At 73.1% G+C, this 13519-nt stretch carries 10 protein-coding genes; 5 read left to right on the forward strand and 5 right to left on the reverse strand.

The features are described 5' to 3' along the window. Position 1: 1 nt before the first annotated feature. From AC07DC_RS16785 to AC07DC_RS16805, 5 genes are all read right to left on the reverse strand, one after another. Positions 2-1120, reverse strand: a complete 1119-nt coding sequence (locus tag AC07DC_RS16785; RefSeq protein WP_478915166.1) for an NAD(P)H-dependent flavin oxidoreductase — start codon at positions 1118-1120, stop codon at positions 2-4. 115 nt (positions 1121-1235) lie between these two features. Next, positions 1236-3413 carry a serine/threonine-protein kinase gene (locus AC07DC_RS16790; protein WP_478915167.1) on the reverse strand — a complete coding sequence of 726 codons (2178 nt, stop codon included), beginning with the start codon at positions 3411-3413 and terminating at the stop codon, positions 1236-1238. 78 nt (positions 3414-3491) lie between these two features. Continuing rightward, a complete protein-coding gene (locus AC07DC_RS16795) occupies positions 3492-4358 on the reverse strand; it encodes an oxygenase MpaB family protein (protein WP_478915168.1) in 867 nt (288 codons plus the stop codon). 40 nt (positions 4359-4398) lie between these two features. Then, positions 4399-5598, reverse strand: coding sequence for an acyl-CoA dehydrogenase family protein (locus AC07DC_RS16800; RefSeq protein ID WP_478915169.1), 1200 nt, complete (start codon positions 5596-5598; stop codon positions 4399-4401). A gap of 105 nt (positions 5599-5703) precedes the next feature. Continuing rightward, positions 5704-6228 carry a TetR/AcrR family transcriptional regulator gene (locus tag AC07DC_RS16805; RefSeq protein WP_478915589.1) on the reverse strand — a complete coding sequence of 175 codons (525 nt, stop codon included), beginning with the start codon at positions 6226-6228 and terminating at the stop codon, positions 5704-5706. A 266-nt stretch (positions 6229-6494) separates the two neighbouring features. Between AC07DC_RS16805 and dhaK the strand changes: the two genes are divergently transcribed. The 5 genes from dhaK (at position 6495) to AC07DC_RS16830 (ending at position 13404) form a co-directional block, all read left to right on the forward strand. Then, positions 6495-7487, forward strand: coding sequence for a dihydroxyacetone kinase subunit DhaK (gene dhaK / locus AC07DC_RS16810; protein ID WP_478915170.1), 993 nt, complete (start codon positions 6495-6497; stop codon positions 7485-7487). A 68-nt stretch (positions 7488-7555) separates the two neighbouring features. After that, positions 7556-8194, forward strand: a complete 639-nt coding sequence (gene dhaL, locus AC07DC_RS16815; RefSeq protein ID WP_478915590.1) for a dihydroxyacetone kinase subunit DhaL — start codon at positions 7556-7558, stop codon at positions 8192-8194. Next, complete coding sequence (locus tag AC07DC_RS16820; protein WP_478915171.1) at positions 8191-8598, forward strand: PTS-dependent dihydroxyacetone kinase phosphotransferase subunit DhaM; 408 nt, start codon at positions 8191-8193, stop codon at positions 8596-8598. Before dhaL ends, AC07DC_RS16820 begins: the two co-directional genes overlap by 4 nt. A 183-nt stretch (positions 8599-8781) precedes the next feature. Then, positions 8782-9438: a peptidylprolyl isomerase gene (locus tag AC07DC_RS16825; RefSeq protein WP_478915172.1), complete on the forward strand. Its 657-nt coding sequence runs from the start codon at positions 8782-8784 to the stop codon at positions 9436-9438. Positions 9439-9600: 162 nt separating this feature from the next. Next, on the forward strand, positions 9601-13404 hold the full coding sequence (locus AC07DC_RS16830; RefSeq protein ID WP_478915591.1) for an nSTAND1 domain-containing NTPase: 3804 nt from the start codon (positions 9601-9603) through the stop codon (positions 13402-13404). Positions 13405-13519 lie beyond the last annotated feature (115 nt).

Raw genomic sequence — 13519 nt, forward strand, 5'->3', positions numbered from 1 at the left:
CTCAGGCTCGGCCGGCGATGCGGTTGATACGGTCGACGGCCCGTTCGAAACCGCGGGTGAGATCGTCGAAGACCGCCTGGACGCTGCGTTCGGAGTTCATCTGGCCGACGATCTGGCCCACCGGGGTCCCGAGCAGCGGCTCGGTCTCGTACTTCTGGATCCGGGAGACCGCGTCGGCGACCAGCAGGCCCTGCAGCGGCATCGGCAGCGTGCCGGGCCCGGCCGGGTCCTCCCAGGCGTCGGTCCATTCGGTGCGCAGCTGACGGGCCGGCTTGCCGGTCAGGGCGCGGGACCGGACGGTGTCGCCGGAGCCCGCCGCCAGCAGCTTGTCGATGAGCACCTGCGAGGGAAGTTCCGCCTCGGTGGTGGTGAGCCACACCGAGCCGAGCCAGACGCCCTGGGCGCCCAGCGCCAGTCCTGCGGCGACCTGTTCGCCGGTGCCGATGCCGCCCGCGGCCAGCACGGGTATGCCCTCGACGGCGCTGACGACCTCGGGGACCAGCACCATGCTGGCGATCTCGCCGGTGTGGCCGCCGGCCTCGTAGCCCTGGGCGACGACGATGTCGATACCGGCGTCCTTGTGGTGCCGGGCGTGCCGGGCGCTGCCGGCGAGGGCGGCGACGAGGATGTCGTGCTCGTGGGCGCGGGCGACGACGTCGGCGGGCGGCGAGCCCAGCGCGTTGGCGAGCAGCTTGATCGGGTAGTCGAAGGCCACGTCGAGCTGGTTGCGGGCGACCTGCTCCATCCAGCCGGTGATCCGCCAGCCCGACACGTCGTCCGGTCGCAGCTCCGGCACGCCGTGCTTGGCGAGGACCTGGCGGACGTACTCGCGGTGCCCTTCGGGGATCATCGCCTCGATGTCCGCCTCACTCAGTGTCTGTTTTCCGGGGGCTTCGACCTTCTTGGCCGGCATCACGACATCGAGGCCGTAGGGCCGGCCGCCGGTGTTCTCCTCCATCCAGTCCAGGCTGCGGGCGAGTTCGTCCGCGTCCGAATAGCGCACCGCACCGAGCACGCCCATGCCCCCGGCGCGGCTGATGGCCGCGGCCACCGCGGGGAACGGCGTGAAGCCGAAGATGGCGTGCTCGATACCCAGCCTTTTGCTCAGCTCCGTCTCCATGGTGGGCAGGATGCCGCAGCAGGCGCGGAGACGGAAGAGATTATCTGACGCAACGTCAGATTTTTGGGAAAGTCGCAGCCTTAACCTGGAGACCTGCGGCCGCCCTCGGGGAGGCTCACAGCCGCTGCGGGCCGCCCTGCTGCGCCGCGACCTTGCGGTAGAGCGCGAGCGCCTCCGCCGAGCGGCCGAGCTGCTCCAGGCAGTGCGCCTCGTCGTTGCGGCTGGTGAGGGTGTCCGGATGGGCCGGGCCGAGTACCCGCGTGCGGGCGTCGGCGACCTCGCGGTACACCTCCAGCGCGGTCTCCCACCGGCCCAGCCAACCGAGCCCCACCGCGACCTCACGCTTGCTGACCAGCGTGTCGGGATGGTCCGCGCCCAACGCCTGCTCGCGGATCTCCGCCACGGTCCCCGCCTCGGCCAGCGCCTGGTCCCAGCGGCCGAGCCGGCCGAGGTTGACGCCCAGCGCGTGCCGGGCGCGCAGCGTCTCGGCGTCGGACGGGCCCGCCGTGCGGGTGCGGGCCGCGACCAGGTCGCGGTAGAGCTCCAGCGCCTCGGCGCTGCGCCCCAGCCGCCCGAGGCATATCCCCATCTCGTAGCGGGCGGCCAGGGTGTCCTGGTGGCCCGCTCCCTGGGTGCGCTCGTGCGCGGCGGCCACGTCCCCGTAGACCTCCAGCGCCTCGGCCCAGTGGCCGAGCTGGCCCAGCACGTAGCCGACCTCGTACCGGGTGACCAGCGTCTCGGGGTGGTCCGGGCCCAGCACATGAGTCCGGACGGCGGCGAGTTCGACGGCCATCGCGTACGCCTCGTCGAGCCGGCCCAGCCGGCCGAGGTTGAAGGCGAGGTTGTGCCGGCAGCGCAGCGTGTCGGGGTGCTCGGCGCCCAGGGTGCGCTCCCGGGCGGCGAGCACCGCGGAGTAGCCCTGGTGGGCCTCCAGGTGCAGGCCGAGGCGGCCCAGCGCGTAGGCCGTCTCGTGGCGGGCGGCGAGGGTGTCGGGGTGGTCGGGGCCGAGAACCCGCTGTCGCACTCCGGCGACATAGTCGTACAGCCGCATCGCGTCCTCGGTCCTGCCCAGCCGGGCCAGGCAGGAAGCCGCCTCGTACCGGCTGGTCAGGGTGTCGGGGTGCTCGGTGCCCAGCGCCCGGTCCCGCTCGGCGGCGACCGCGGTGTGCAGGTCGTACGCCTCCTGCCAGCGACCGAGGCGGCCCAGCCCGGTGCCTTCCGTGTGGCGGGCGGCCAGCGTCGCGAGCTGCTCCGGCGCGGGCGCGACGGCTCCCGAGGGGGTGCGGGTGGACCAGGCGCCGGTGAGTTCGTGGCGCGGCGGGGCGGTGGCGTGGAAGGCGCGGGTGGCGCGGGCGCCGGAGTCGGAGGCCAGCTCGCGCGCCCAGGACGGCAGCGGGGCCGCCGGGACCACCGGTCGCTCCGCCGCGCCGCGCATCGCCTTCAGCCGCCCGCCGACGTCCGCCGCGTTCTGCGGCCGGTCGTCCGGGGCCTTGGCGAGCAGGTCCAGGATGAGCCGCTCCAGCTCCTGGGGCAGGTCGGGCCGCCCCGCGCAGAGCGGCTCCGGCACGGCGTCGCGGTGCGCGACCAGCACGGCCCAGGCGTCGTCCATGTCGAACGGCGGCGCTCCGGTGGCGAGCTCGTACAGGACGCAGCCGAACGAGTACAGGTCGCTGCGCTGGTCGACCTCGGCCGCGCCGATCTGCTCCGGCGACATGTAGTGCGGCGTCCCCATGGCGATGCCGGTACCGGTGAGGCGGGAGGTGAAGCCGATGTCGTGGCCCAGCCGGGCGATGCCGAAGTCGCAGATCTTCACCGCGCCGTCGCTCAGCCGGATGATGTTGGCCGGTTTCAGATCCCGGTGCACGATGCCCTGCGCGTGGGTGTAGGCCAGTGCGGACGCGACCTGTTCCGCGATGTCCATGAGGTCCGGGACCGGCAGCGGCTGACGCCTGGCGTCGTCCAGCACCTGGAGCAGGTTGCGTCCGTCGAGCAGTTCCATCACCAGGAACAGCACGCCTTCGTGTTCGCCGAAGTCGTGCACCACGGTCACCCCGCGGTGCTGCAGCGAGGCCGCCACCCGGGCCTCGCGCCGGAAGCGTTCCTGCAGGACGCGGGTGAAACCGGCGTCCGCCGCCGGGCTCAGCGGCTTGAGGCACTTGACGGCGACCCGCCGCCCGAGCGATTCGTCCAGCGCCAGCCAGACCTCGCCCATCCCGCCCCGGCCGATCAGCTCGTTCAGCCGGTACCGGCTCTGAATCAGCGTGCCACTGCCATCGTGTACAGCCGCCATCATCCGCCGCCGCCCCCGTCGTTCCGCGTATCTCCCCCGGCGTCCAGTATGGCCGCAGCCACCGCCGGGAGGCACGTCGCATTACGGCAGGGAACGCGCCCCTTCGCGCAGCTTGTACACGGACGGATGGCTTCCGGGCCCGAGCCGCCCCACCGCCTTGAGGATATGTCCCGGCGGCAGCTGCCAGCGCAGCTGGCAGGGGATGGTGCGCAGCGCCCGGCCGGCCAGCCGAAGCCGCAGCCCGGTGGCGGCGGCGGACGGGGCCGGGCGGCCGTACAGCTGCTGGGCGAAGGGCGGCAGCGCCGCGTAGGCCAGGTCCGCGATCCGGCTCCACAGCACCGCCCTGGCGGGCACCAGGGGCCAGGGCACGGGCGGTGCCTGCAGGAACTCGTAGACCGCGTCCGAGTCCTTGCTCGCGGCCAGCTCCGGCCGGACCTTCTCGAAGTAGTCGGCGAGCGCCAGGGTGCTGTCGGGGACCGTGCCGGGATCCAGGCCGATCAGGCGGGCCGCGGTGCGCTGCTCGTCGACGTAGGCGTCGGCCTGGCCGCCGGTGAGCGGCAGCCCCGACCGGCGGGCGGCCGCCAGATAGGAGTCGATCTCGGCGCAGTGCACCCACAGCAGCAGTTCGGGGTCGTCCACGCCGAACCGCTCGCCGGTGGCCGGATCGGTCGCGCCGAGCCGGCGGTGGATGCCGCGCACCCTGGCCCCCGCGCGCTCGGCCTGGAGCGTGGTCCCGTAGGTGATCGTGCCGACGAAGTCGGCGGTGCGCAGCAGGCGCCCCCAGGCGTCCTTCCGGAAGTCGGAGTTCTGCATGACGCCCTGTACGGCGCGGGGGTGCAGCGCCTGCAGGTACAGGGCACGCACCCCCGCAACCCACATGATCGGGTCGCCGTGCAGCTGCCAGGTGACCGAACCGGGTCCGAAGAGCCCGGGGTCCGTGTCGCGCATCGCCGACTCCTCGCCGCGTGTGTGTTCCCCACCCACCACGCTAACGGCGCACGCGCGGCATACCCAGGCCGATCCAGGAAATGATCTCCCGCTGGATCTCGTTGTTGCCGCCGCCGAAGGTGAAGATGACCGCGCTGCGGTAGCCGCGCTCCAGCTCGCCGTGGAGGACGGCGCCGGCGGAGCCCTCCTTCATCGGGCCCGCGGCGGCTGCGACCTCCATCAGCCAGGCGTAGGCGTCGCGGCGGGCCTCCGATCCGTAGACCTTGACCGCGGAGGCGTCCTGCGGGGTGAGCGTGCCCTGCTGGAGGGCGTCCACCATCTGCCAGTTGAGGAGCTTCATGGCGTCGAGCCGGGTGTGCGTCATCGCGAGCCGGCGCCGTACCCAGCCCAGGTCGATGACCCGGCTGCCGTCGGCGAGCTTGGTGTCGGCGGCCCAGCGCTGCACGTCGTGCAGGGCGCGGATCGCCATGGTGCCGTGGGCGGCGAGCGTGACGCGTTCGTGGTTGAGCTGGTTGGTGATCAGCCGCCAGCCCTTGTTCTCCGCGCCGACCCGGCGGCTGACCGGGACCCGGATGTTCTCGTAGTAGCTGGCGGTGGTGTCGTGCGAGGCGAGGGTGTTGATGATCGTGCACGAGTAGCCGGGGTCGGAGGTGGGGACCAGCAGCATCGTGATGCCCTTGTGCGGCGGCACACCTTCTTCAATAGGAACGGTACGAGTTGCGAGCCAGACCCAGTCGGCCGTGTCGCCGTTGGTGGTCCAGATCTTCTGGCCGTCGACCGTGTAGTGGCCGGTCTCCTCGTCGCCCTCGCGCACCGCGCGGGTCTTGAGCGCGGCGAGGTCGGTGCCCGCGTCCGGCTCGGAGTAGCCGATCGCGAAGTCCAGCTCGCCGGCGAGGATCTTCGGCAGGAAGTACGCCTTCTGCTCCTCGGTGCCGAACTGCATGATGGTCGGACCGACGGTGTTCAGCGCCATCAGCGGCAGCGGCACACCCGCCTGCGCCGCCTCGTCGAAGAAGATGAACTGCTCCATCGGCGACAGCCCCCGGCCGCCGAACTCCGCGGGCCACCCGATGCCCAGCCAGCCGTCCGCGCCGAGCCGGCGGACGGTGTCCCGGTAGAACTTCTTCTGTGCCGCGGGATCGGCGTAGCGGGCGTAGACGTTGTCCGGCACCAGTCCGGCGAAGTACGAACGCAGCTCCACGCGCAGTTGCTGCTGTTCGGGTGTGTAGTCGAGGTGCACGGCCCCTCCTGAGGTCTCCGGGTCTCCGGTCCCTGCGGCGACGGCGCACAGACTAGAACGCGTTCCAGTAATTCGGAAGGGGTAACGCCCTGCGGTGAGCGGGAGTCAGTCCGTGACGGGCGCGGGGCAGGCCGGGTCGAAGTCCTGGATCGCCAGCAGGGTGTCCCGCAACATCCGCACCAGCAGGGACCGCACCACGTCGCGCTCCAGCCCTTGGTGGCCGAGCCAGTCCAGAGTCACGCCCTCGACGCACGACAGCCATCCGACCAGCGCCGTCCGCGCGACCACCGGGAGCTCCCGGTGTCCGTACGCGCCTTCGGCGATCGCCGCGAGCAGCTCCTCGCGCACCGCGTCCCGGACGGCGTGCACCTCCGCGTCGAAGCCGACGCCGCCGGTCACGATCGTGCGGTACGCGGCCTGGTTCTGCTGGGCGTAGCGCAGATAGCCGTCGACGGTGCGGTGCACGCGTTCGGCGCGCGGCAGCTCGGCGTTGCTGGAGGCGCGCACCACGAGCTCCTCGACCGACTCCCGCACGATGGCGAGGTAGTAGCCGCGCTTGTTCTCGAAGTAGTAGTAGATCAGCCCCTTGGCGACGCCGGCGTGCCGGGCGATGTCGTCCTGAACGCAGATCCTCCCACCGGCGAGTCGGCTTTCCCCGCCCCGCTAGGCGGGAAGCCGGATCCCCCAGCCCGGCCTAATGGCCGGGCATCCTCCGGTTTCTCGGTGAACGACAGCCGGGGCGGCGGAAACATCGTGACCCTCCGCCCGGTCCCGCCGGGCGGAGGGTTGTGACGGCGCGCCCGCCCCGCCGGGGTGCCTTCGCCAGGCCCGGTCCGTAGGCTGCCTGCGTGCACAGTGGACGCAACGACAGCTGTTGAAGCGGAGGGCCGCACCTCATGAAGATGCTCATCAACGTGGCCGAAAGCGTGGTCGCCGACGCCCTGCGCGGCATGGCGGCCGCCCACCCGGAGCTGACCATCGACGTCGACCACCGGGTGATCGTGCGCCGGAACGCGCCCGTCGCGGGCAAGGTCGGTCTGGTCTCCGGAGGCGGCTCCGGGCACGAACCGCTGCACGGCGGATTCGTCGGCCGGGGGATGCTCGACGCGGCCTGCCCCGGCGAGGTGTTCACCTCGCCCGTGCCGGACCAGATGGTCCGCGCGGCGGCCGCCGTGGACAGCGGCGCGGGCGTGCTGTTCATCGTCAAGAACTACACGGGCGACGTACTCAACTTCGACATGGCGGCCGAACTCGCCGAGGACGAGGGCGTACAGATCGCCAAGGTTCTCGTCAACGACGATGTCGCCGTCCTGGACAGCCTGTACACGGCCGGCCGGCGCGGCACCGGCGCGACGCTCTTCGTCGAGAAGCTCGCCGGCGCCGCGGCCGAGGAGGGCGCGCCGCTGGAGCGGGTGGAGGCGATCGCCCGGCGCGTCAACGAGTCCTCGCGCAGCTTCGGGGTGGCGCTCAGCGCGTGCACGACCCCCGCCAAGGGCAGTCCCACCTTCGATCTGCCGGCCGGCGAGCTGGAGCTCGGTGTCGGTATCCACGGCGAGCCCGGCCGCGAGCGGCGCGGGATGATGACGTCGGGCGAGATCGCCGATGTCGTCGTCGACGCGGTGGTCGAGGACCTGCGCCCCGACGCACCGGTGATCGCCCTCGTGAACGGGATGGGCGGCACACCGCTGCTGGAGCTGTACGGCTTCAACGCCGAGGTGCACCGGGCGCTGGCCGAGCGCAACGTGGCGGTGGCCCGCACCCTGGTCGGCAACTATGTGACGTCCCTCGACATGGCCGGCTGCTCGGTGACCCTGTGCCAGGTGGACGAGGAGCTGCTGCGGCTGTGGGACGCCCCGGTCTCCACACCGGCCCTGCGCTGGGGCTGCTAGCCCTGCCCGCGGCTCCATGGAACGCCCGTAGAGAGGACCCCATGAACGCATCCACGGCCCCCGGCCCGGTGGTCGACGCCGACTTCGTGCGCCGCTGGCTGACGGCGGCGGCCGCGTCCGTCGACCGCGAGGCGGACCGGCTGACCGAGCTCGACTCCCCCATCGGCGACGCCGACCACGGCAGCAACATGCGGCGCGGTTTCACCGCGGCGCGCGCGGCCGTGGAACTGGACCCGCCGCAGACTCCGGGCGGGGTGCTCATCCTCGTGGGCTCGCAGCTCATCAGCACGGTGGGCGGGGCGGCGGGCCCGTTGTACGGCACGCTGCTGCGCAGAGCGGGCAAGGCGCTCGGCGACGGCACGACGGTCACCCCCGAGGAGTTCCGCGACGCCCTGCGCACGGGGGTGGAGGCGGTCGGGAAGCTCGGCGGGGCCGTACCGGGCGACAAGACGATGCTCGACGCGCTCGTCCCGGCGGTGGAGGCCCTGTCCTTCGCTCTCGACGCCGGCGCCGGGCTCGCGGACGGCCTGGCCGCCGCCCGGATCGCCGCGGACGAGGGCGCCCAGGCGACCGTGCCACTGCAGGCCCGCAAGGGGCGCGCGAGCTATCTCGGCCCGCGCAGCATCGGGCACCAGGATCCGGGCGCGACCTCGGCCGCACTGCTGGTCACCGCCTTCGCGGACACCGCGGCGGAGGCGGTCGCATGAGCGACGGCCTGGTCGGCATCGTCCTGGTCTCGCACAGCGCGGCGGTCGCAGAAGCGGTCACCCGGCTCGCCACCGGGCTGGCCGGCGGCGGCGATCTCGCGCCCGTCGCGCCGGCCGGAGGCACCCCCGACGGCGGTCTGGGCACCAGCTCCGACCTGATCGCGGCCGCGGCGCACTCCGTGGACCAGGGCGCCGGGGTGGCGGTCCTGGTCGATCTCGGCAGCGCGGTGCTCACCGTCAAGGCCATGCTGGCCGAAGAGGACGAACTGCCTCCGGGCAGCCGGCTCGTCGACGCGCCCTTCGTCGAGGGCGCGGTGGCCGCGGTGGTCACTGCCTCCGCGGGAGCGGACCTGGCGGCGGTCGTCGCCGCGGCCGAGGAGGCGTACACGTACCGCAAGGTGTGACCGACCGCCGACCGGCGGGTACTCCTCACGGCCGGGCGGCGCGCACCTTCCGGCGTCCGGGCTCTCGCACGGGACACACCGGTTTCGGCCATCACGTCCCACCTGGCCCATCGGGCGCTTAGGCCCCAGCAGATCGGGCAGGCATGGTGCGGCCGTGTCAGGTTCGATCCGGAGGGTCCTCATATGAAGCGCAAGCAATGGGCGTTGCTCACCGCCGCCGCCGTTCTCCCGCTCGGCATGACGACGGCCGCGGCCGCCGACGATCCGCCGCCGGCGCCCGCCCCCTGCGCGTACACCGCGGCCGTCCCCGCCGACAACTTCAAGGGGATACCGGTCTTCGACGCGCGGAAGGCCGCGAGACCGTACAGCGCCACTCTGAAGACCAGCCAGGGTTCCATCACCGTCAAGATGCTGACGGACAAGGCCCCGTGCACCACGTATTCGTTCCGGTTCCTGGCCGAGCGCGACTACTTCAACCGCTCGCACTGTCACCGCCTCACCACCCAGCGGCTGTACGTCCTGCAGTGCGGTGACCCGACCGGCACCGGCAGCGGCGGCCCGGGGTACTCCTTCCCTGACGAGAACCTGACGGGCGCCACCTACCCGGCCGGCACGCTGGCGATGGCCAACGCCGGTCCGAACACCAACGGCAGCCAGTTCTTCTTCGTCTGGAAGGACACCAAGCTCTCGCCCGCCTACACCCCGTTCGGCAAGGTCACCGCGGGCCTCGACGTACTGCAGAAGATCGCGGCGGCCGGCGAGGACGACCAGAACGGCCCCGGCGACGGCTTCCCGACCCTTCCCGTGGACATCAGGAAGGTGCAGATCAGCGCCAGATGACGGCGGGACCGGCCCCGGCGCCCCGGGGCCGGCACCACACCCGCCCACATCCGGCGCCCGCCCTGCTCCGCCCGCCACCACCTCGCGTAATCACGCCAATTGGTGACCAAGTATCACGATCCCACCTGTAGCGTGGAGATCTGGATCTCCGCGGGGGTACGCATGGGTGGACCGGACAGCGCAGCGGCCGGCGGGACGGAGGAGGCCCGTCCGCCGACAGCCGCGGACGGACCGGCCGGATTCGGGGCGGAGCTGCGCCGGCTGCGGGGCGAGCGCGGGCTCTCGCTGACGGCGCTGGCGCAGCGGATCCACTACAGCAAGGGCTATCTGAGCAAGATCGAGAACGGCGGCAAGCCGCCCACCCCCGATCTGGCCCGCCGCTGCGACCAGGCGCTGCTGGCCGGGGGCGCGCTGGCCCGGCTGGTGCCCGATGTGCCGCCCGCGAGGGCACCGGAACCGGACGACCCGAGGAACGCGGTGTGCCCCTACCCGGGGCTCGCGGCCTTCCGTCCGCAGGACGCGCGCTGGTTCTTCGGCCGGGACCGGGCCACCGCCCGGCTGCTCGAACAGCTCGCCGGCCGGATCGGTGGCGGGCCGTTGGCGGTGATCGCCCCGTCCGGCGCCGGGAAGTCCTCCCTGCTGCGGGCCGGGCTGGTACCGGCACTGGAGCGCGGGGCGTTGCCGGTCGCGGGCTCCCGCAACTGGCCGGTGGTGGTGTGCACGCCCACCCCGAACCCGTTGAAGGAGCTGCTGCGTTGCGTGACGGAGGCGCTGGGGACCGGCCTCGGCGTCACTCCGGAGGAGCTCGCGGAGGAACCCGGCCGGCTGGCCGGGATCCTGCGCCCCGTCCTCGGCGCGGCCCGCCTGGTGCTGCTGGTCGACCAGTTCGAGGAGACGTTCACCCTGTGCGCGGATGAGGAGGAGCGGCGTGCCTTCGTCTCCGTGCTCTGCTCCGTCTCCGGCGGGGCCGCCCCCGGCGAGGAGGATCCGCCCGCCGTGGTGGTGCTCGGGATGCGGGCGGACTTCTGCGGCCGGTGCCTCGAACACGAGGGGCTGGCAGCGGTCTTCACCCACGGGCTGTTCGCCCTCGGCCCGATGACCGCGGCCGAGCTGCGGGAGGCCGTCGTCCGCCCCGCCGAAGAGGCCGGGCTCGCCCTGGAACCCGGCCTGGTCGAACTGCTGCTGCGCGACCTGGAGGTGCGCGGCACCTCCCACGGGGCGGCGGCCGGCGCCCTGCCGTTGCTCTCCCATGCGCTGCTCGTCACCTGGCAGCAGCGCACCGGCCGCACGCTGACCGTGACGGGGTACGAGACGACGGGCGGCATCCATGGGGCGATCGCCCGATCGGCCGAGGACGTCTTCGCCCGGCTGCACCCGGCGGAACAGGACCTGGCCCGGCGCATGATGGTCCGGCTGGTCCATGTCGGTGACGGCGACGTGGAGTCCCGGCGCAGGGCGGACCGGGATCCGCTGCTGGAGCAGCTGCCCGACCGGCGGGCCGCCGAGGCGACGCTCGATGCCTTCGTACGGGCCCGGTTGCTGACCGTCGACCGGGAGGCCGTGGAGATCACCCACGAGGCGCTGCTGCGGGCCTGGCCGCGGCTGCGCGGCTGGATCGACAACGACCGGGCTGGCCTGCTGATCCATCAGCAGCTCGCCCAGGCCGCGGGCGAGTGGGTGCGCGAGCTGCGCGACCCGGGGCTCCTGCACCGGGGCAACCGGCTGGACGTCGCGCGGGAATGGGCGGAACAGACCGAGGGGCGCGCGGAACTCGGTCCGCACGAGGCAGAGTTCCTGGACGCGAGCCTGGCGGAGGAGCGCGGCCGGCGGAACGCCGCGCGGCGGCAGGCCTCGATCCAGCGGCGGTTGCTGGTCACCCTCGCGGCGCTGCTGGTCATCGCGGTCCTGGCGGGCAGCCTGGCGTTCCAGCAGCGGTCGCGTGCCTTCGACGAACGCCGGGTCGCGCAGTCGCAGGCGATGGCGGTGCGGTCCGGTGCGCTGGCGTCGGGGCAGCCGGAGGCGTCGATACTGCTGGCCGCGGCCGCGTACCGCACGGCGCCGACCACCGAGGCGCGCGGCGCCCTGCTCAGCACGCAGTCCCAGTACTTCGCCGGCCGGCTCATGGGCCACACGGGTCCGGTCAACGCGGTCGCGTTCAGCCCGGACGGCCGGCTGCTGGCCTCGGCGAGCTCGGACGGCACCGTACGGCTGTGGGGTGTCGCGGACCACCGGGCGGTGGCGACGCTCACGGGCCACGGCGCTCCGGTGCGCTCCGTCGCGTTCAGTCCTGACGGCGGGCTGCTGGCCTCCGCCGGCTCGGACGGCACCGTGCGGCTGTGGGGCGTCGCCGACCACCGGGCGGCCGGCACGCTGACCGGCCACAGCGGCGGCGTCCGGGCCGTCGCCTTCTCCCCCGACGGTGCGACCCTCGCGTCCGGCGGGGCGGACGGCACCGCCAGGCTCTGGGACGTGGCCGGCCGGCGGCTGCTGACGACCCTGACCGGCCACACCGACCAGGTGCTCTCCGTCGCCTTCGGCCCGGACGGCAGGACCCTCGCGTCCGGCAGCGCCGACCGCACCATCAGGCTCTGGGACGTCGTGGAGCGGCGGCCGATCACCACCCTCACCGGCCACAACGACGAAGTGCTCTCCGTCGCGTTCTCCCCCGACGGCAGGACCCTCGCCTCCGGCAGCGCCGACCGCACCGTCAAACTCTGGGAAGTCGCGGACCGGCGGCCGATCACCACCCTCACCGGCCACAACGACGACATCAACGCGGTGGCGTTCAGCCGCGACGGGACCGCGGTCATCAGCACCAGCGGCGATGGCACCGCCAAGCTCTGGGACACCGCCACCCACCGGGTGACCGCCACGCTCGCCGGACACACCGACTACGTCCTGTCCATCGCCGTCGGACCGGGAAACCTGCTGGCCACGGCGGGGTTCGACCAGTCCGTGGTGCTGTGGGACCTGGGCAGGTCCGCGCTGACCACGCGCCCGTTCGCCGAGCTCTGGCAGTCCGCCTTCTCCCCGGACGGGCAACTGCTGGCCTCCGCCGGCGCGGACCGCACCGTCAAGCTCTGGGACGTCACTCATCGCCGGTTTCTCGCCGACCTCACCGGCCACGACGGATCCGTCTTCGCCGTCGCCTTCTCCCCCGACGGACGCCTCCTCGCCTCCGCCGGCGCGGACCGCACCGTCAAACTGTGGGACGTCGCCCGTCGCAGGCTTCTCGCCGACCTCACCGGCCACGACGGATCCGTCTTCGCCGTCGCCTTCTCCCCCGACGGACGCCTCCTCGCCTCGGCCAGCGCGGACCGCACCGTCAAGCTCTGGGACGTGGCGCGGCACCGGCTCGTCACAGACCTCACCGGGCATCAGGACTTCGTGAACACCGTCGCCTTCAGCCCGGACGGGCGGACGCTGGCCAGTGGCAGCGACGATCTGACGGTACGGCTGTGGGACGTGGCCGGACGCCGGGCCGGCGCCGTGCTCAGGGGCCACAGCGGTTCGGTGCGCGGCGTGTCGTTCAGCCCGGACGGCCGGACCCTGGCCAGCGGAGGCAACGACGGGACCGTGCGGCTCTGGGACCCGAGCGGGCGCGGGGCCGCCGACCGCACCGCCACGCTGACCGGCCACAGCGGCGCGGTGCGTTCGGTGGCCTTCAGCCCGGACGGCCGGACGCTGGCCAGCAGCGGCAGCGACGGCACCGTACGGCTGTGGGACACCGGCCCGCGGCGGCTCACCGCCACCCTCACCGGGCACAGCGGCGCCGTCTGGGGTGTCACCTTCGACCCTCGGCGGCCGATGGTGGCCAGCAGCAGCAACGACGGCACCGTACGGCTGTGGAACGTCGATGTGCGGCAGCGCGGCGCCGAGATCTGCGGCCTGGTCGGCGATGTGGGCCGCACGCGCTGGGAGCAACTGCTCCCCGGCGTGCCGTACCAGCCCCTCTGCCAGTCCTGACTGCGCGGATCAGGGCTGGTCAGGGCTGTTTCCCCAGGTGTTTCCCGTTTCCCGTCGCGTCAGGAGACGGACGGGTCCTCGACAGTGGCCGGCCCGCCGCACAGGCTCGAAGGGC

This window comes from Streptomyces sp. NPDC045021 (assembly GCF_056432645.1).